The sequence below is a fragment of the Kosakonia radicincitans DSM 16656 genome (assembly GCF_000280495.2).
GTDB classification, from domain to species: Bacteria; Pseudomonadota; Gammaproteobacteria; order Enterobacterales; family Enterobacteriaceae; genus Kosakonia; species Kosakonia radicincitans.
Map to the genome: position 1 here is coordinate 5,283,253 of NZ_CP018016.1, position 18,529 is coordinate 5,301,781.

Annotated in this window: 16 protein-coding genes and 1 pseudogene; all 17 read right to left on the bottom strand. The window is 53.4% G+C overall.

Annotated elements, in window-relative coordinates; all coding sequences use genetic code 11:
• Window positions 1-188: 188 nt before the first annotated feature.
• The 17 genes and pseudogenes from Y71_RS25435 to Y71_RS25515 all read right to left on the bottom strand — a co-directional run bounded on the left by Y71_RS25435 (window position 189) and on the right by Y71_RS25515 (window position 18,236).
• Complete coding sequence (locus Y71_RS25435) at window positions 189-671, bottom strand: GNAT family N-acetyltransferase (RefSeq protein ID WP_007372585.1); 483 nt, start codon at window positions 669-671, stop codon at window positions 189-191.
• Complete coding sequence (locus Y71_RS25440) at window positions 662-946, bottom strand: type II toxin-antitoxin system TacA family antitoxin (protein ID WP_007372584.1); 285 nt, start codon at window positions 944-946, stop codon at window positions 662-664. The genes Y71_RS25435 and Y71_RS25440 overlap by 10 nt, the downstream gene beginning before the upstream one ends.
• 155 nt (window positions 947-1,101) lie before the next feature.
• Complete coding sequence (locus Y71_RS25445; RefSeq protein ID WP_007372583.1) at window positions 1,102-1,602, bottom strand: single-stranded DNA-binding protein; 501 nt, start codon at window positions 1,600-1,602, stop codon at window positions 1,102-1,104.
• 75 nt (window positions 1,603-1,677) lie between these two features.
• A complete protein-coding gene (locus tag Y71_RS25450) occupies window positions 1,678-2,169 on the bottom strand; it encodes an STY4534 family ICE replication protein (protein ID WP_007372582.1) in 492 nt (163 codons plus the stop codon).
• 632 nt (window positions 2,170-2,801) lie between these two features.
• A complete protein-coding gene (locus Y71_RS25455) occupies window positions 2,802-4,814 on the bottom strand; it encodes a DNA topoisomerase III (RefSeq protein WP_007372580.1) in 2,013 nt (670 codons plus the stop codon).
• Window positions 4,815-4,831: 17 nt separating this feature from the next.
• A complete protein-coding gene (locus tag Y71_RS25460) occupies window positions 4,832-5,554 on the bottom strand; it encodes a PFL_4669 family integrating conjugative element protein (RefSeq protein ID WP_007372579.1) in 723 nt (240 codons plus the stop codon).
• A 246-nt stretch (window positions 5,555-5,800) separates the two neighbouring features.
• On the bottom strand, window positions 5,801-7,039 hold the full coding sequence (locus Y71_RS25465) for an STY4528 family pathogenicity island replication protein (protein ID WP_007372578.1): 1,239 nt from the start codon (window positions 7,037-7,039) through the stop codon (window positions 5,801-5,803).
• Between the two features lie 78 nt (window positions 7,040-7,117).
• Window positions 7,118-7,348, bottom strand: coding sequence for a ParE family toxin-like protein (locus Y71_RS25470; protein ID WP_007372576.1), 231 nt, complete (start codon window positions 7,346-7,348; stop codon window positions 7,118-7,120).
• The gene (locus Y71_RS25475; protein WP_007372575.1) at window positions 7,348-7,947 is read right to left on the bottom strand and encodes a DUF2857 domain-containing protein; all 600 of its coding nucleotides are present in this window, start codon (window positions 7,945-7,947) and stop codon (window positions 7,348-7,350) included. The genes Y71_RS25470 and Y71_RS25475 overlap by 1 nt, the downstream gene beginning before the upstream one ends.
• A gap of 84 nt (window positions 7,948-8,031) precedes the next feature.
• Complete coding sequence (locus Y71_RS25480; protein WP_007372574.1) at window positions 8,032-8,775, bottom strand: DUF2786 domain-containing protein; 744 nt, start codon at window positions 8,773-8,775, stop codon at window positions 8,032-8,034.
• The gene (locus tag Y71_RS25485) at window positions 8,765-9,022 is read right to left on the bottom strand and encodes a TraR/DksA C4-type zinc finger protein (protein ID WP_007372573.1); all 258 of its coding nucleotides are present in this window, start codon (window positions 9,020-9,022) and stop codon (window positions 8,765-8,767) included. Before Y71_RS25485 ends, Y71_RS25480 begins: the two co-directional genes overlap by 11 nt.
• Window positions 9,015-10,721 carry a ParB family protein gene (locus tag Y71_RS25490; protein ID WP_007372572.1) on the bottom strand — a complete coding sequence of 569 codons (1,707 nt, stop codon included), beginning with the start codon at window positions 10,719-10,721 and terminating at the stop codon, window positions 9,015-9,017. The genes Y71_RS25485 and Y71_RS25490 overlap by 8 nt, the downstream gene beginning before the upstream one ends.
• Window positions 10,718-12,082: an SPI-7-type island replicative DNA helicase gene (dnaB-PI, locus tag Y71_RS25495; RefSeq protein WP_007372571.1), complete on the bottom strand. Its 1,365-nt coding sequence runs from the start codon at window positions 12,080-12,082 to the stop codon at window positions 10,718-10,720. Before dnaB-PI ends, Y71_RS25490 begins: the two co-directional genes overlap by 4 nt.
• The gene (locus Y71_RS25500) at window positions 12,082-13,053 is read right to left on the bottom strand and encodes a ParA family protein (RefSeq protein ID WP_080470412.1); all 972 of its coding nucleotides are present in this window, start codon (window positions 13,051-13,053) and stop codon (window positions 12,082-12,084) included. The genes dnaB-PI and Y71_RS25500 overlap by 1 nt, the downstream gene beginning before the upstream one ends.
• 1,138 nt (window positions 13,054-14,191) lie before the next feature.
• Window positions 14,192-15,268, bottom strand: coding sequence for a hypothetical protein (locus tag Y71_RS30845; protein ID WP_007372568.1), 1,077 nt, complete (start codon window positions 15,266-15,268; stop codon window positions 14,192-14,194).
• A gap of 37 nt (window positions 15,269-15,305) precedes the next feature.
• Window positions 15,306-15,890 (bottom strand): LysM peptidoglycan-binding domain-containing protein, encoded by a 585-nt coding sequence (locus Y71_RS30850; protein WP_007372567.1) that lies wholly within the window; start codon window positions 15,888-15,890, stop codon window positions 15,306-15,308.
• Window positions 15,890-18,236, bottom strand: a pseudogene (locus Y71_RS25515) (type VI secretion system Vgr family protein). The gene Y71_RS30850 and the pseudogene Y71_RS25515 overlap by 1 nt, the downstream one beginning before the upstream one ends.
• Between the last annotated feature and the right edge of the window lie 293 nt (window positions 18,237-18,529).

Sequence of the window (18,529 nt, forward strand, 5' to 3'; positions counted from 1 at the left end):
GCGGGGATGAAAAAGCGGGCAATGCGAAACTCTTTCCGGAAACTGAAGAAAAACATTGCAGAGCCGGTCAGGCTTAATCAGCTGACCAAGCCCTTCACTTTAATCTGATAAGAAAAAACGCCGGAGAACCGGCGTTGAATGTGATTTCAGGTCCATGTGTTCTACAGATGAATACCTGCATGAGACCATCATATTTTGTAGAAAAGCGTGTTAGCCGCAACTGGTGACTGCACAAAACCAAAGTATTCATAGAACGCTTTAGCCCGCTCATCAATTGCATGCACCATGATAGCCTTGATGCCGACCTGATCCGCCAGATTCGATACGCGCATCACAGCATCATTCAGCAACCATTTCCCGAAGTTATTGCCCTGAGTGGATACATCGACTGCAAGGCGGCCCAGCAAAACAACCGGTACGGGATCGGGCATATTCTGTCGCAGACTACGACTCAAGTCGACATGACTTACTGAGCCAGTCGCGAGGGAATAATAACCCACTACACGCGCAGTACCTTCAGGACAGATGACGAATGTACGGGAAGCATTAAGATGCTGATTCTTCAACGCACGCCGGCGAAGCCAGTCATCAAGTACCGCATTCCCGCAATCGAACGGATGAAGAACATGCTCCTCTGTCAGTAAAGCAGGCGCAGTGACATTTATTTCCATTCAGGTTTTACATCCATCAGACGCTGACGACCTTCAACATTCTGCACAGGGGCTTCAAGCTGCCTGATGAACGCCTGGTAACGGGCATCATCAAGAACGAACACACGCTGGTCCAGAATGATGTTCTGGGCCTCATGCACAGCCCTTTCAATGATGAAATCAGTACGGTTTTTATTAACCAGACTCGCAGCGTAATCAATCACCGCACGTTCTTCATCCGTGGCGCGGATATTGATTTGCTTGTCACGGACGGATTTACGGACTGGAGTTTGCATATTTCTTCCTCTTGGTAACAAATTGCTATACACACAGGATAGTCTGAATGGTAGCAAATTGCTATACATAGTTATTCAACTGAAGCTGAAAAAGAAAGCGCCAGACTGAACTGGCGCATGAGGGTATATAATTATATGAATCCGTTATGAAATTTTCAGAACGGTATATCATCGTCAAAATCCATCGGAGGTTCATTTTGCGGATTTTGTGGCGCTGACGGTGTCTGCTGCGGTTGCTGAGGCTGGCCCCAGCCGCCCTGCTGACCTGACTGCGCATTATTTCCACTGGTGTTGGTGCTGTTATTACGGCCACCGCCCAGCATCTGCATCGTTCCGTTAACGCCCACACGGACTTCTGTCGTCCAGCGTTCGATACCATTGGTATCGGTCCACTTGCGGGTGCGCAACTGACCTTCGATATACACCTGTGAACCCTTTCTCAGGTATTCACCGGCCACTTCGGCCAGCTTGCCAAACAGCACGACACGATGCCATTCGGTATTTTCACGGTTTTCACCGGTCTGTTTATCACGCCAGGTTTCCGACGTGGCCACAGAAAGCGTGGTCACGGCCGTACTGTCAGGCATGTAACGAACTTCAGGGTCCTGACCGAGATGACCGACCAGGATGACTTTGTTGACGCCGCGTGCGGACATAATGATTTCCTCTTAAGAATGGTGTTGAGAGGAGCACACCCACCGGGGTGTGTTCCGGTGGTGTGTCCGTGACGCTTAGAACGAATTCGGATCGTACTCTTTCTGAGCCGATGAACCGGATTCCGGCGTCTGGGAAGCATTGGGTGCCTGATAAACGACGTCCTGACCTTTCTTGATAAACTCCACCTTAATCAGGCGGGCTTTCAGGGATGGGCGACTTTCACCGGCGTGATCACCCGTCTGCAGGGTAAACACATCGGCTTTCAGCCCGCTCAGCACAAAGCCAATCAGCACTTTTTCTTCTTCATCAACGGCTTTCTGACAGCGGTTGATGAGTTTGGTGGTCTCCGCACCCGCGATGGTGACATCGAAACGGGTATAAGACGCATTGTCTGTCGGACCGGTGAGGGCATTGATAACGGCGCAGGTGAATTCACCATTACCACCCTGTACACGGCGTATCGAGCTGAGATACCCGATACCATTGACGTTGAGGTTGAAAAACTCTTTTTTCTGGGAGGCAGAAGCAGAGCCGGTTGAAGCAGGGGTAGTAGTAGTTGCAGTCATGATGGTTTCTCCGGAGTAAAACTGAACGGGTTGCGGAGAAACATCTGTCCCGTACGGGAAGTGTTTCCCGCAGGGAGGTCAGCAAGGTTTGCCGACTGGCTGTAATGGTGAAATGGACCTTAACCTGGTTATCAGGTCCCTGTTTGCAAAGGTTAAACAGGTTTGAACCACCCGAAGGCGCCACTCTCAGGTTAATGTGGCATTGGCATGTGATTACCCGAAGGCGTTCCTCTCAAATCACCGGAACATTGGCAGTTGTCGGAACGACAACGATTAGCCTCTTTATCATTCATTCAGACGCCACGGATGTCAACGCCGCAGCGTTCAAAAAATCATCAGCACACAAAAATAAAAAAAGCGGTGCCGTGCGACACCGCCTTCTGAGGTCTGCACCATCGACCTGAGGTAAACCTGCTTATCGCAGTGGCTCCGCTGGCTGAAAGGGCCCGGCACAGGTTTCACGGAGTTTTTGTGCCTTACCGTCTCCCGTTCAGGTGTGGACGGGGCCGGCCAGACTGTATTCCGGCAGCACATGCATTAGATGCTGACGAAACCCGCAGTCACGGGGTGCGGCTTCAGAGCCGGGGTCACAATAGCAGAGCCCACAACGCCCCGCAATCGGATACAGAGGATTAATTCTTCTTTGATTCAGGAGACTTAGCCCTGCGCGGTCGTTTCTTTCTGGTGCCCCCGATGTTGATGACACCTTTGCATTCCGGATAGTGCTGACAGCTCCAGAATTCCCCTTTCTCTCCCCTGCGCAGACGGGTTTTTCCCCCGCAGAGCGGGCAGGCGGGCGTGGGCGGAATCCGGATACGCACCTGCTGCTGTGTCCCCTGGCTGACCAGGTTACGCGTCCAGCCTGCCTGTCGCTGAAGGAAGTCATCAAGTGACATACGACCGGCGGCGACCTCATCCAGTGCCTGCTCCCAGAGTGCCGTCATGCCTGGTTCGGTCAGCTGCGGCGGCAGGGCATCAATCACATCGGCGCCCAGTTCAGTCGCCATGATTTTACTGCCTTTACGCACTATAAAGTGACGGTTCAGCAGCTGCTCAACGATGCCGGCGCGGGTGGCTTCGGTGCCCAGTCCCGCATTGTCTTTCAGCACCTTACGCAGCGCGACGTCGGTGACAAATGCTGCCGCGTTCATCATGGCGCCAATCAGTGTGGCAAAGGTATAGTGCGCCGGCGGACGGGTCATCAGTTGCACCACCTCAGCCCCCGTCACCGCGCAGCGGTCATTCTGCGCCAGCGGCGGCAGGGCAACGTCTGCTTCATCGCCGTCATCAACTTCATTATCACCAGCGTTCTCAAACAGAACCTTCCAGCCCTTTATCACCTCCGTTCGCCCGGTGGCACGGAACAGCTGCCCGCCAATGTCGAACTGCAGCCGTGTGAAATCGGACTCATGCAGGGGGAGGAACTGGGCCAGATAGTTACGGCGGATGAGCATATAGACGTTACGCTCGGTCTCCGTCAGCGCGGACAGCTGAAACGCATTGCGGGTGGGGATAATGCCGTGGTGTGCCGTAATTTTTTTGTCGTTCCAGATGCGCGAGACAAATGTTCTGTCGAGGCGAGCCAGCACCGGCGCACATTCCGGGTCGGTACGGCCGATGGCATCGAGCACACCGGAAATCTCCTCCCGCATGGATTCCGGCAGGTAACCGCAGTCGGTTCGGGGGTAGGTCGTGGCCTTGTGCTTTTCATACAGGCTCTGGGCAGTGTCAAGCACCTGCTGCGGGGACATATCCCACAGCCTGCCACAGGCCTGCTGCAGGGTGCCCTGCGAAAAAGCCAGCGGCGCGGCAGCTTTTTCCCGCTTTGTGTCGCTTTCTGTCACCACGGCGTGACCTGCCTGCCGGCAGAGCTGTGCCACCTGCTGCGCGATGTTCTGGTGAACACAGCGCTTTTCCTCGTCGGTATACACCTTCGCCGGCACCCACTGCGCCGGAAAGGTGAGGCCACCGGCGGAAATAAGCGCTTTAACCTGCCAGAACGGCTTCGGCACAAATGCTGCGATTTCCCGGTCCCGGCGGACAACCAGCGCCAGCGTTGGCGTCTGAACACGCCCCACGGAGACCACGCCATCAAAACCGGCCTCCGCTGCGCGCAGGGTATAAAGACGGGAGAGGTTCATACCTATCAGCCAGTCGGCCCGGGCACGACCCAGTCCGGCGTGATACATCCCGAGCGTGGCCTGACCGGGACGCAGGTCCTGAAGCGCCGCGCGGATACTGAGTTCATCCAGCGCAGACAGCCAGAGCCGCTGCACCGGACCTTCCCAGCGGCAGTATTCCAGCAGCTCACGCGCAATGACCTCCCCCTCCCGATCTGCATCAGTGGCAATAACCACATCGTCAACCTGCCGCAACAGCCGTTCGATGACTTTGAACTGATCCTGCGTCTCTTTTTTGACCACAACCTGCCAGGGGGCAGGCAGGATCGGCAGTGCCGAAAGTGACCACGGTTTACCGAATTGCTGACCGTACGCCTCGGGCGGTGCGGTTTCCAGCAGGTGCCCCACTGCCCAGGTGACGGTGACTCCGCTGCCGGTCAGAAAGCCGTCACCGCGCCGGGTGGCACCGAGAACCCCGGCCAGATCGCGTCCCTGCGAGGGTTTTTCACAGATATATAGCCGCATGACCAGCCTCCGGCGACTCAGACTGTCTGATAACGCAGGCGCAGCAGGTTCACGCTCGCTTCATTAACTGGAGGGGAAAATGCTGAACGTTTTTCTCCGAGCAGCACGGCACGATCGGGCTCACCCGCCTCCTGACAGGCTTTCTGCCAGACTTCATTATTCTCTGCTGCGTCCAGGCGTGTCGCATCCACCCTGCGGTAAGAAAGAACCGTCCCGTAAATCTGACGCAGAAGTCGCCCACCTTCACTGAGATAATTATCCCGTCCATTACGGGTAATCAGTCCGTAATGTGACGCCTGAAGAACCTTCTTGGCAAACTGGTCAAACCCGACCAGCAGAAACACACACCGGTATCCCAGAGGAGTACGCGTAAACACATGAATATCGAGTGGTTCGACCGAAGTAACTTCTGTCAGCGTAATACCTGTTGGAAGCATACTCATCTCTTCATCCAGTTGCTTAATAAGCCCGGTCATCGTCTCAGTTGCAGATCTCAGCTTTTCCTCCAGACGGTACATGGCTTCATCTGCCCACGGATTATTATTCAGGGAGTCCTGGTTAATCAGTGTTGCACGCACGAAGAACTGAGGCATCCCGATGATGCCGTGTTTAACAGGAGTATTGTCTTCCTGTTTCTCCCGTTTGCGACCCAGCCACAAACCAATTGCATAATTGGTATGGAGCGCAATTGTCATTTCTGACTGAAGCGAGCCTGTCTTTGTTACCTGTTTATCTGCCATCGTTGTCGTCACCTGTATTCAGTTAAGAAGAGCTCGCATAGTCCTGAATCACACGCATGACCAACAATGTGAAACTCATAATCAGCGACAGGAAATTATCCTTTGTACGTTTTTTAATCTTGTTGCCACTGGCAACAAGGTCATTTTTTAATCAAAGCTAAGGACCACTTTTAGCATGCCTGTCATGAATCGCTCAAAAAACATACTTGTTGCCAGTGGCAACAAGCTCAAATTTTAACCATTGATTTATCTGCCAACATTCTGTCGTATGCTCTTGATCATCGCACTAACCTCATCGCGGGAAGGCCGTCTGGCAGGCTGCACGGGGATGATCGCCGCCGGTACAGCACGCGTACCGGTTGTCGGTGGATTGTTGCTGCCGGAACCGGCAGGGGCAGGTGCTGCTGCTTCCGGCAGGTTCAGCTCACCGCTCCGGGCACGCCGCAGCATCGTGAACAGCCAGCCCACCGGGTTATTCAGCCTGCCAAGCCGCAGTTGCTCACGCAGCATGTCAGCCAGCATCTTTGCCACCGCCTCAGGCAGTGAGGCCATCTGTTTGGTCAGCATCTGCCGGTCATCGCTGTTCAGTCCGTTCACAAAATCGTCAGGCAGAAAATGTTCCCCGCCCGGTACGTACGTTTTTTTATTCACACTCTGTGTGAAAGAACGTACGTTACAGTCCGGATTCCGGACTCCGGTGTAAGTCGTTGATTTCAGACTGAGTCCTGATTCCGGACTCTGTGTTTTATCCACTGACGGGGTACTGAGTCCGTTTTCCGGACTCAGTGATTCCGGGATGTTTTTGGTGCTTTTTTGACTGAGTCCGGATTCCGGACTCCGGTTCACTGCCCGGCGATGACTGACCATCTGCCTGGGTGTGGACGGCGCGCTCAGGCGACTTTCGATAAGGGCCAGGCGACTGTGACGGTGACGCATTCCGGGGTCCTGAAGTATGTCATTCACCACGGCCAGCGCGGTCATGCGGACCGCTTTATTACGGCTAAGGCAACTCTCTTCAACCAGCTTAAGCCAGCCCGGATCGAAGGTTTCGGCGTCACGGTAACCCAGCGGCTCGTCATGCTGCGCGTAAATGTTGCCCCGCACACGCCCGCGGTCATCGCGTACCCGTTTACACAGGCTTAGCCAGCCGGTCAGGCGCAGCATCAGCAGGACGCGGCTGACCGTATCCCTCGATGCCTTCTCTGAATGCGCGGAGGCAAGCTGAACCTGCAGCTCATCGTAAGTCGGGAAGATGGCTCCCTCATTCTGCTGTGCGTAAAGTCTTATCATCACCCAGGCGGTTTTATCCAGCGGTGAAAGGCGTGTATCCAGAAACAGCCTGCGCGGGAACGCATCGTGCACGTTGCCCATGAACAGCAGCCCGCTGCGCTCCTGGCTGACATCGCCGGTATCGGTGCGCCGCTCAAGGTTCTGCTGCATTCTGGCGAGCGTGTGCGCCACAATGCTGTCGGCAGGAATGGTCATTTTATGCTCTCCTCTTCAGCCTGAGACAGCACAGTGCCGGGGTAAACCCGGCACTGTGTGGTCGTCAGCGGCAGTCCGTTACCGGCGTATTTCACGGTTGTAGGTCTCATGGTCCATCAGCCACCACTGCCGGCCGCCATCCTTGCTCAGGATGCGCCAGCACGGCCCCACATCTATCTTGAGGTAGCCGTTCATGGTCAGCCGGCGGAACACCTTCTGTCCACCGCAGGCAGCGCGGAACAGCTGCTGCGCGCGGCGGCGTACTGCCGGTGACACCTGCTGCCGGGGGGAGAAATCACCCATCTCCATCACGCCTCCTTACGCACAGGTATTTCAGCCCGGCGGCCTGCGGCATTCGCCTCCCGACACCACTGGCAGACCCGGCTCCATACGGCCGTCAGTGAAAGACCCAGTTGCTCGGCCGCCAGCATCATCGCCTCCAGCGCCTGATGGGAGTCCGGTGATGACAACCCTGCCGCTTTCCACTCGGCCCAGAGCGCGGCGTCCTGTGGCTCTGTCAGGGCCTGGGTTCGGCCCTGCCGGGATTCAATGCCCATCAGACGGCGGCGGGCACTCACCTCCGAAGGAGACAGACCAAAATACCGGTCAATCAGCTCCATCGAACCGCCGAGCTCCAGTGCGCGGTCAATCATCATGAAGCGCTTCTGCTCATTGCGGGCCTGATTCAGCATCAGCCAGAAGTTTTCATGGTTCAGGGTGACATCGAGAACGGAAACATGTGACTGGCTGAGGTAATGCAGTTCATCAAGGCTCAGATGACTCAGCGCACGGATTTCCTCGACCGACATACCCAGTGACTCACAGCGGCGGATATTGCCGTTTTTGACGTCCATCAGCAGTGAGGACAGAATGGCCGTGGTGGCCTGAGAAAGATTATGCTGGCTCACAGGCCACCTCCTGATATCGCCCGGTCAGCGATGAGCAGAACATCAAAAAGCCAGCCCAACAGGCAGGCACTCCATAAAAGAACGTCAGTCATGTGCATGCCCTCCCGCTGTTATCTGCCGGGAAGCCTGTGCGCCACTGAGACCATGATGGAGGTCGGTATCGCGACCTGCGAAAAAACCGGCCACCCGGGCCGTTCTGTCACCCCGGCATTTGCCTGCAGACCGGACCGCCATATCTTCCAGCGGCTCGCCGGCATGACGCTGAGCCAGCCAGCGCTGCAGTACGGCGTTCTCTTCCCCGGAGGGTGAAAAGGACTGCAACACCTGCCAGACGCCGGATACCCAGCCCTCACGGAACTGGTCTGCCCGGCGACGGCGCGTGCGCAGAAGAATGCGCCGATTACGGTATCCAGCCATGTGAACGTCTGTGGCAGCACGCAGCTGCCGCTGGAGAACGGTATAGATGTAGAGCGCCACCTCCGGTCGTTCGCTGAATCCATAAAAGTGCAGTGAACGGCGCACGCTGCTCACGCCCTGTGGACTGACATGAATATGCCAGCCAAACCAGCAACGGCAGCCCGTGGCCATACAGACCACGGTTGCCAGCGAGCTCAGCCAGGCCGGCACCTTTTCTGCATCACTGGTAAGGCTGAAACAGACTGACTCACTGACGTCACTGAGGGAAAGCATGTCCGGCGTCAGACCGTGACGTTGCATCAGACGCTGAGCCAGCGCAACCGCACGCGCGGCTTCATGCGGGTTGCTGTTGCGGGTGCCCAGCGCCATCAGGCGCCGGATACGGGCAGTGATTTTTGCGTTATCCGACATGGCGCATCCCCCTGCCACCGTCAGCCCGGTGACGGTTTTTCATCTCTTTAACCTCCTGACAACCGGCACAGAGCTCCACGCCCGGAACCGCAAGCTGACGGGCAACCGGAATAGCCGCACCGCAGCATTCGCAGAACGCTTTTGACGGTGTTGCAGAGTTTACCTTTGCCCGGATGGCATCGATGCCGTGCTGGATGAACAGAGCTGTACTGGCCTGGGCCATTTCATCATTCAGATCATCAGACATTTTCCCCTCCTTTCGCAGCGAGTCGCTGCAGCTCACGCAGACGGCGGATAACGCGGATAAGGCGCATTGTTTTCACGACCGTGATATCGTCGAATACGGCCATGTCAGCCGGTGACTGAGAACCGAAGAAATTCAGGCAGAACATAAACATATTGAACTGCCTGTTGGGGAGCGAGCCGGACAGGCCCGCCAGGAAGAGGACAAATTCGCTGCCGGTTTCGGAGACGGCAAAGCCTGCTGATTGAGGGTTTTTATCCTCCCGCACATTGTCCGCGCAGCCCATCGCCTCAGCAATCTCGAAGACAAGCCGGTAAGCCATATCCTGCAGGTGCTCAATATCATCCTGGAGGGCCGGGATGTGCCAGATATCACTGACGGGCTCAAGTCCGGTTGCGGCAAAGGCGACCGAACTGACGGACGCAGCCGGGGACGCATTCTCCTCGCCAAATGCTGACATCAGTGTGTCCGGGCTGAAATCAGGGAGAGAAATGCTGTCAGGGTCAGCCGTTTCGCCAGAAATGACCGGCCGTCCGCCAAACAGATCATTCTGTACTTCACGACGTGGTTCACTGCCGGCGGTCATCAGTGCGTTCACAGGCAATTCAGCATCTGCGGGCAGTTCCGGTGCTGGCTCCGGGCGTCCGGGTGTGGTCAGCGTGCCGCTGCGCAGTCCCGTGACCGGCGTTTCAGATGCAGTATCCGGAGGCAGGACAGTCACCTGCGGCTCCGGGGGTTCACGACCTGCCGCTTTTTCCTGTGGTGGCGTCAGTACGGGCAGCGGAGGCGGCTCACCAAACTGCTCACGGCGTTTCTGCTCGCGGGGGTCCAGTTCAATCATCCAGCGGTCATAGTTCAGGCTGGGATGTGGCAGCGCCTTAACCAGCTGACCGATAAACTCATCACGGAATGTCTCATATGCATAACTGTCAGGATCGTCAAACCCCTGGCAACTCGCCTCAAAGACCTGATCGAACGAACACTGCGGGGAGGACTCATGTGCGAACTGCGACCAGACCTTTCCTGCCTGGGAACGAATGCGCAGCAGTGACAGCACCTGCAGACGTGCCAGACCACTGTTGAGCAAGTTCGGGATGCAGGGCCAGAGATATTTTATGGTATCCTCCATCCTACTGATGGTTGAATAGTCAATGGGATAGCCTTCAAGGTTTAAAAGATCGGATAGTTCTCGCAGAGTCACTGGACGTCCCATCAGCTCTTCCTGAATGGCTCTGGCACTGTGTACACCAAACGCTTTATCTATGTAACTCAGGTCTCCTCTGACTTCGTTTTCTGCCAGGTGCCCGACCAGACATTTCAACCGTCCTGGCCAGGGTTTAAAAATAGTGTGAACGCGATAGAAACGCTCATCACCAGTCTCCTGCCACAGTTCGCAGAGGATCTGATACCGGGTGTTACCCCCGTCGCTGAAAATGTAAACGTCTTCGCCGTCCGGATCGCGTGTCACTTTCGGTACCTGGACCAACCCACAGGCCCTGATGGAAGCCTTGATTTCATCGAAATGTGGGTTACGGCTCTTGCGGGGGTTGTCCGGATTAGGGCGCAGTTGGTCAAGAGTGAGGACCATTGCCATCTCGCTGACTGGCAGGGGGACTGCGGCGGGAACCGCATCACCCTGAGCCGGGGTTTTGCCGCGCTGCAGCATGGCCGCGCCAAGATTAAGATTACGGACGTTGCTCATGCGCTCCTCCCCGGTCGGCCCGCGATGTCAGAAAAACGGGTAAAACAACCTTCATACTGCAGGCGGATCGTCCCCGTGGGTCCCTGGCGCTGTTTACTGATAATGATTTCAGCAATCCCTTTATCCTCGGTGTTTTCGTGATAGACCTCATCGCGATAAATAAAGACGATGACGTCAGCATCCTGTTCCAGCGCACCGGAATCACGTAAATCACCGTTATTGGGGCGTTTATCCTGTCGGCTCTCAAGCGATCGATTGAGCTGAGAAAGCGCCACTACCGGGCAGGCCATTTCTTTCGCTAATGCCTTAAGAGACCGGGAGATTTCAGCGATTTCCTGGGTACGGTTTTCCTGTTCAGGGGAGCGCATGAGCTGCAGGTAATCGAGGCCAATAATTGAAGGCGCACCATAACGGCGCGCATTACGACGGGCACGAATACGCAGCATCTGAGGAGTCAGGCCACTGGTATCATCTATAACCAGGCGCGCATTAAAATCCTCAGTACAAATCTTGTATGCCTCAGACACCCGGGCCCAGTCTTCATCATCCATCAGGCCGCTCTTCAGGCGCTGGAGTTCCAGACTGCTCAACGAGGACACCATGCGCATAAGAATCTGCTCTTCCGGCTGCTCCAGGCTGTAGAATTGTCCTCTGGAATCAGGCGCTTTCATCATGTGGTTAAGCAGCAGACTGATAAGAAATGCTGTTTTCCCCATTGATGGTCGGGCGGCGACCAACACCAGATCACCTGCCTGCAGCCCACTGGTCAGGTCATCAAACTCTTTAAACCCGGTCGCTGCGCCGGTAATACCATCCGGTGTATTGCACCGACGTTCAAGTTCGGTCAGCAACCTGTCCATACCGTCAATAAGTGTGTGTGCCTGTTCCGGTTCTGCACGCTCTGCCAGGCGAGTGATTTTTTGTTCGGCCTCTTCCATTACCGCGGGGATATCAGCACCGGGCTTTTGCACGTTTTCGGTAATATCCGCACCAATACGGGCAAGTTGCCGGGCCTGGCTGTACTTCGACACAATCTCGCAGTAGGCACGAATATTCGCAGCACTGGGGGTGTTTTTGGACAGTTCGGCGAGGTACGCAAAACCCCCCATCTGATCCAGGACATTAGTCCCCTGACTCTCAATGCTCTCTGCCAGAGTAATCAGGTCAATTGGCTTGCCTCTGCTGATAAGACGGGTCATTTCACGAAAAATCGTGCGGTGAACGTGGTAGTAGAAATCATCGATACTGACGAGCAACGCAACTTCGTCCCAGCATTCGTTATCCAGCATCAGACCGCCAAGAACAGACTGCTCTGCATCACGTGAAAAGAGAACAGTGGGATTCTGCTTTTGCTGAGACATCATTCCACCTCGCCAGCGTTAGCCAGCGCGTCAAACTTATCTTTCCATTCCGGGAAAAGCTCGCACGCCAGCTGATACATTGAGGTAAATGCCGAATCGCTTTTTCGGCTGGTATTTTTTTCAAGGCGGTGAACAGGAATGCCTTTTACATGGCCCATGACATAAATGGTCAGGTCATAGATACAGGTATTCAGCAAGTCGATATGGATTTTATCTGCATGGATGCTGTAGCGCTTTTCTTCAACGATCGTTTTAACCTGAGCAAGTGATTCAACAGACAGATTGTCGTAATCCATGCAGTTAATGAGTAATTTCGTGTCCGGAAGCTGAATGCCGAATGCACTGTATGGGAGGAGTTCTTCCATCAGAGCGACAGTACCGCGCATGAATTCGCGAACATCAGGAAGAATAGGTTTAGCGACACCGACCATAGTTCCCGTTGAGGCCAGAATAATCAGTTCTGACATCACTGAACGGGAACCCTGTGAATCAACAATAATCACCCCATATTGGCTGAAAAGCGGATGCGAAAGCGCGTTACGTAGGCGCACCCGGCCATCAGCGGCATTCAGCATTGCAGTGGGGAGAAAGTTGCGTGGATCGTTGGAAACAATGACGTCCAGGTTTTCAATCGATGTACGGGAGATGAGATTATCGGGGTCAGAGAGATCGGCCGTCTGCATCAACAGTTCGTACAGACCGCAAGGTGCTTCGTATTCCAGAGGGAAAATACTGCTGGCCGTTGGCTGAGCATGGTCACCGTCCAGCAGAAGTGTTTTTATACCCGCATCTGCCAGGAAGCCAGCCAGATTGGCTGACTGGGTAGACTTCCCTTCGCCGCCTTTTGTAGACACAACTGGGATAATTTTGGGTTTTGCTACCAAAGATGGAGGTATGTTGCCAGTACGCGTTGACTTAGCTTCACCTGGTTCGGTAAAAGCTATTGATACAGCTTCCGTTTTTGAATGCATTTGGTCACCTGAATTATGTTATTCAGATGAGAACGAATGCTTACTCCCTTGCTTTCCATAAACACGGGGATTGAAAATCCCCGTGTCCTTGGTTCGATTCCGAGTCCGGGCACCACTATTTAAAGAACCCAGCCTATGGCTGGGTTTTTGCTTTTCTGCTTCCGGACTCTCCATCGAACTCCATTCGATTATTCGCCGCAAGCGGCTCACCCCTTCGGGGCCAGCGCGACAAGCTCGCTGTTCAACGCCTGACGGCGTTAGTCCAGGCCCGGGTGTAAGCGCACCCGTTTTAATTCCACGCACTTTTGCGACCCCGGCCATATTTGACCCTGGTCCAAAATCAGCATAATGCTAAATCAGAGATCTTCACCTTTATGACTCTGCCCGAAATCCTGCGCCATTCAGATACAGAATCACTTTGCAGTTTTTCCACCATCAATTCATATTCCTGACATAAAGCCTGATTCCCTTTATTACATTGCGATAATCATTCATTTTCAATTTATCGCCTCACCATATATATCCCCTAACCTTAGGGGATAACGAGCTATTCTCAGCGCCATCGGACACCTAACACCAAATAAAAACTCCGACAATAAATCATTCACTTCCCTCAGTCCCGGAACCATCATCAATCATCGTCACGCGACCATTTTCATATTTGAAACGGGAACCATCATCAAAGGCAATCACAGAGTTTTTTTGCCCCCACGACACCCATCTTAAAGGGGCATCATAATTCGCAGGTGGGTAAAACTCGTTTGAGATCACAACCTCTTTACCTGAAAAATCAAAAAGCCTATAGGCTCTGTATCGATACAAATCTCCGTATTTAGGGTCAGTTTTTATATATTGCGGAGTATTGAGGAAATAAATATAATTCTGCTTACATTGTTATTTTTATCTAAAATGAAACTATCTCCATTAGACTCCCGACCAATCTGGCTACCATCCACAGTGAGTATATTATTTCCATTGAGTGTAACATGCGATTTTTTATCGTTCGATTCTTGACCCCAAATATACTCTAATTTCCCTAACGTTGTATTATCACAATTTGTCCTTTGAGTGCATTTTTCAAAAGCATATGATGAGGAGGATATCCATACCAGTCCTGCAATTATAGAACGTAAAACCATTACTTAGTGTCTCCTTTTATTTTTTCTATTACAACTTCTAAACCACCTGACGCCTGTTTTTTTGTGAACTCTATTTTCGGACAATAAAAATTTTGGAGATTGATATTGTTATTAATGTAATCTGATAACCACACCCTATGACCCTGAACATAACTCCCATAACCTTTAACTGATTTGGCAGCCTTTTTAGCCCCAACCTGCGCCACCAGTAATTTATGTGCATTTTCCTCTGTAATGGTTTTTCTGATAAACCGTTTTGCATCGCCAAGCCCCAGATGATGGGTCAGATAAAAGATCTTCGCCTTTTCTGCATCGTTCAGGCTTTCCACGTTGTAGCCTGCTGCCTGTAACTTAGCGAGGTTATATAGCCCGTAATCCACCGCCGCCATAATGATAAATTCCGGCTCAAAACGTAGATTAAGCCATGCCTGAAGCGCTTTTGTTGCATGAGGAGGATAAGGCGTTACCCCCCTGAGTAATCGGTTATCGATAATCTGCTCTTTTGTCCACCATATATCAGGTGATATCTCAAACATCGGCAGGATGATTTGCTGGTGGGTTTTCGGGTGATATTCAATATTGTTCAGCGCATCCCGCTTTGGCTTATCTGCCAGTACGCCACGAACTCTTGCCTGCTCATTCAGATAAGTCCCTTCGCGAAAGGTTTCATCAAGCCACGTGGCATTTAAAAACTGCGTCATCCCTGCGGCGGAACTGGCGTAAACCACAACGCCTTCGGCTGATTCGCCCTGTTTCTCTTTTAACGCCTTTGCGGCTTTTGTTTTCTCCCGGCTTATTGCCACTGAATCTTTATTCCAGACACCTTTAATCTGAGCAGATTCAGCATTAATAACCGCGGCAATACTCTGCGGAATAATCCCGCTGCGTTCTGATGCGGCTATTATCTGATCCCAGTAACACAGATTTGCCCCTAACTGGAGATCATACCGGTTTGGACAAGTATGATTGATCTGAATAACGGGATTGCCCTTGCTGTCCCGTCCACTGACCACCGTGTTGACAGGATGTTTATCAAGATCAATACGGCCTGCGCGGTCTTTAATGGGTTGAGTCACGCCCTTTACCCGTACTTTCGGGCTGGTCAGTCTGATATCACTTCCCTTCTGACGGTATAAATCTTGCCACCTCCTTAATACCGTGTGCGCCATTCACAAATACGCGGATCTCCTCCGCTTTCGCCATGACGTAATCCTGAATCCGGCCCAGTTCATCCGTCACCGATTCAAGCACATCGCCCGCCGCCGACTCGATTCTGACCTTAAACCTTTGCAGCGGTTTTTCTATCAGGTCCTCAAAGGCAAAGGAGAGCGTGCAGGAGGTATCAGCTTGTGCTGCCAGAGTGTCGATCTCCGTCTGACTCATGCGGTACTGACGAACGGGGAGTTTCAGCACCTGCCCCGGAAAAATAAGCGACGGATTACGGAGATGGTTCAGCTTCACCAGCTCTTTTACGGTGCAGCCATGCTCCTGCGCTATTTCACTGAGCGAATCACCAAACTGTACCTTCACCTCGGTTGCAGACGGGTTGAGCGATACGGTGCTGTCCAGCGTCAGGGGTTTTTCGTGCGGGTCAACCACGCAGCGCCAGTCAGCTGACCAGCCCAGCAGGCCATCAAATTTACGGGGCGTCACATCCGCTTCCGGAAATATCGTTACGTAACGGTCTTCCCTGGCCATTATTCTTGCTCCTCCGGCATAAATTTAAATACAGGCGCACTCTCTGCCTCGCAGTCCTTCCCGCTGGTAACAGCAATAAACTGTTTGGGGGCGTTCCCCATCGCGGGCAAGTCAAGCGGCATGGCTACAGGGGCGCTAAACCCGGAGTGTTTAACCTTGCGGATATACGTCCCCGTTGTACCGTATTCAATTTTTCCTTCCTCTAACTTCAGGTAGCTGCCGCCGCCAATCAGCGTGATGCGCTTCTTACCCTGAAAGAGGATTTCACTCAGACTAGTTATTCTCACCGTTTGCTCTGCGCTCAGGTGCATGTTGCCGCCTTGTGCCTGGAACTGGACCGGACCTTCACTGGCAATGACGCTGAGTGTTCCTGTACGGGCAAACAGACCGATTTTATCGCCTGCCAGCGCAGCCACATTACCCATCGCGCCGATACTGATATCACCGCCCGCATTCATGGCGATATTTTCCGCTGCGGCAAGCTGCATATGTTCACCGCTGGTGAAAGCCAAACTTGCCGGACCATGGAAATGAATCGTTCCGTAAAGTGGCTTCAGTCGTTCATTAAACATCGCAATCTGGCTGGCAATATCCGCTTCCAGCGCCTGCGCCTGTGCCGCGGCTGCGGCCAGAGCCTGTAACTGATGCCGGCAGATTTCAATTTCCCGCAGAGCGGTTTCCATATCCAGCGCATCACCTGCCGCTTTGGCCTGGCCCTCTGCGGTGACGAACAGCCCTTTTGCCACCCGAATCACACCGTATTCATCGGTGCGCAATTCAAAGCCGGAGCCTCGCGGTTTGCCCTGTTCGTCAGTGATATGCCCCTGATTAAGCTGTGAAGTGCCATACGGGGTGGTCAGTGCAATATGCTCTTCACCGCGCAGGTCTTCCATCCGCAGTTCATTCCCGCCAGCGGTGCGCAGAATGTTCTGGCTGTGGTTATCACGGGTAACGATGTCAGCGTGTTCTGAATCATAGAAGGCAGACGCAATATAAGGGCGGTCCGGGTTGCCATTGAGGAACGCCACACCCACTTCCGTACCGTCTGTCAGAGGCATATGCCAGCCATACTTATCTCCGGCAAAAGGCTTCATCATACGCAGCCATGGATAAGCAAATCCCGGTTCACACTCTTCCAGATTGAAGTCCATCCGTACCCGGTAACGCCCGGTTTCATCCAGGTACGCGTAAGGATTGCTTTTGTCACGACTTTCCACCCGGCCCGGAATCGTACCGTGAATCCCGGGACGAGGAATTTCAGCAGGACGGAAACAGTATTCTTCCCGATATGGCATTCCCCACACCGACACATACAGGCGGGTGTCCCGAGAACCGCGATACGATGTAAAGGCGATAATCACCCCCGTCTTTAAGGTCGTGCAGATTTGCACCAACAGGGTCAAACACCCTCCCCGGACTCAGCCAGTAAGCGTTGCTGAACAGGTGAAGGTAAGCGGATTGATTCAGTTCGCGCTCATGGCGAATACGGGCATAAAAGGCTCCACTTTCAGTTTCAGGCTCCGGGTCGGAGTCATCTCCGGCGTTAAGATAAGGTTCCGTATAACGATAATGCTCGCCTGTCGTAACGGCTGGGGAACGCACAGAGACAGCAGCATCCATTGGATCCAGTGCCTTACGAGGATTGTAATCACGGGCCGAAACTTTCTCCGTCACCACGTTATGCCATGTGCGCACGCCCCAGCAGCAGTGTTCCGCACCATCATGCAGGCCAGAAGGTTCATGGTATGGCAGGGCACCGTTAAAGATATAGTGGAGCTGGCTGTCCCCGAAGACCGTAACATCAAGTTCTGTAACGTCATTTATTTCCTGACGGAACCAGATGCCCACGTCAGACAGAATGCGCTGAATAAACTGCAGGTCGGTTTCACGCCACTGGGTTATCAGTTCACGAACCGGATAATGCCGGGAAAGCGTAAACGCAAAATCCGCCCCCTCCAGCCCGTGAGAACGCAACACCTGCGCCACCACTTCAGGTACAGAAAGGTGCTGATAGATAGCGCAGCGACGGGAGCGGGAGAGCAGAGCAAGGCGTGATTCCAGAGTAACGGCGTAATGTGACTGGTCAGCACTGGTGGAGAGCCATTCAAGACCGGTAATGATGCCATGCACCACTTTGCAGCCCCGCATATGGAAACTGGCGTATTTCAGCAATACGTCCTCTCCCTGAACAACCTGTGGCGTGGTGAATTCAATACGCCATGAAAAGGGTTGACTCAGTGCTTCTGTTCCCCTGAACCGTAAGACATCCGGTCTGACGGCGCTGTGATTGATATCCAGCGTGTAACGGGATAAGGAACCTTTCCCGGTGAATGCAGACTGATCCATCAGCATGCTTTATCCTTAATGAAGTAAATTTCCGGCGATAAACCCACCTTTCCATTAAGGTTATTGTTCTTTAATTAACCAGCCCACACAAGTAATCAGTTACTTACACACTTCAATAATAAGTAGCAGCGCCTTCTGTCATCAGACCGGCAATCAGAAATAATATTAACGAAACGCCAGACTTACCGAAGTCGGCATCAAGACTGCTCGTTGAGCAAGACCATCATTTTTGCTGCAAAAACAGCAGAATGAGCGGTTTCCATTAACGAAGGGGAATCCACTCAAAAGCTGAG

What these genes read in the sequence shown, in the direction of transcription:
- Y71_RS25460 (WP_007372579.1), bottom strand. Translation starts at nt 5,554, where the DNA reads ATGGCAGATAAACAGGTAACAAAGACAGGCTCGCTTCAGTCAGAAATG.
- Y71_RS25450 (WP_007372582.1), bottom strand. Translation starts at nt 2,169, where the DNA reads ATGACTGCAACTACTACTACCCCTGCTTCAACCGGCTCTGCTTCTGCC.
- Y71_RS25440 (WP_007372584.1), bottom strand. Translation starts at nt 946, where the DNA reads ATGCAAACTCCAGTCCGTAAATCCGTCCGTGACAAGCAAATCAATATC.
- Y71_RS25490 (WP_007372572.1), bottom strand. Translation starts at nt 10,721, where the DNA reads ATGAGCAACGTCCGTAATCTTAATCTTGGCGCGGCCATGCTGCAGCGC.
- Y71_RS30850 (WP_007372567.1), bottom strand. Translation starts at nt 15,890, where the DNA reads ATGGCCAGGGAAGACCGTTACGTAACGATATTTCCGGAAGCGGATGTG.
- dnaB-PI (WP_007372571.1), bottom strand. Translation starts at nt 12,082, where the DNA reads ATGTCTCAGCAAAAGCAGAATCCCACTGTTCTCTTTTCACGTGATGCA.
- Y71_RS25435 (WP_007372585.1), bottom strand. Translation starts at nt 671, where the DNA reads ATGGAAATAAATGTCACTGCGCCTGCTTTACTGACAGAGGAGCATGTT.
- Y71_RS25500 (WP_080470412.1), bottom strand. Translation starts at nt 13,053, where the DNA reads ATGCATTCAAAAACGGAAGCTGTATCAATAGCTTTTACCGAACCAGGT.
- Y71_RS25480 (WP_007372574.1), bottom strand. Translation starts at nt 8,775, where the DNA reads ATGTCGGATAACGCAAAAATCACTGCCCGTATCCGGCGCCTGATGGCG.
- Y71_RS25465 (WP_007372578.1), bottom strand. Translation starts at nt 7,039, where the DNA reads ATGACCATTCCTGCCGACAGCATTGTGGCGCACACGCTCGCCAGAATG.
- Y71_RS25485 (WP_007372573.1), bottom strand. Translation starts at nt 9,022, where the DNA reads ATGTCTGATGATCTGAATGATGAAATGGCCCAGGCCAGTACAGCTCTG.
- Y71_RS25470 (WP_007372576.1), bottom strand. Translation starts at nt 7,348, where the DNA reads ATGGAGATGGGTGATTTCTCCCCCCGGCAGCAGGTGTCACCGGCAGTA.
- Y71_RS25445 (WP_007372583.1), bottom strand. Translation starts at nt 1,602, where the DNA reads ATGTCCGCACGCGGCGTCAACAAAGTCATCCTGGTCGGTCATCTCGGT.
- Y71_RS25455 (WP_007372580.1), bottom strand. Translation starts at nt 4,814, where the DNA reads ATGCGGCTATATATCTGTGAAAAACCCTCGCAGGGACGCGATCTGGCC.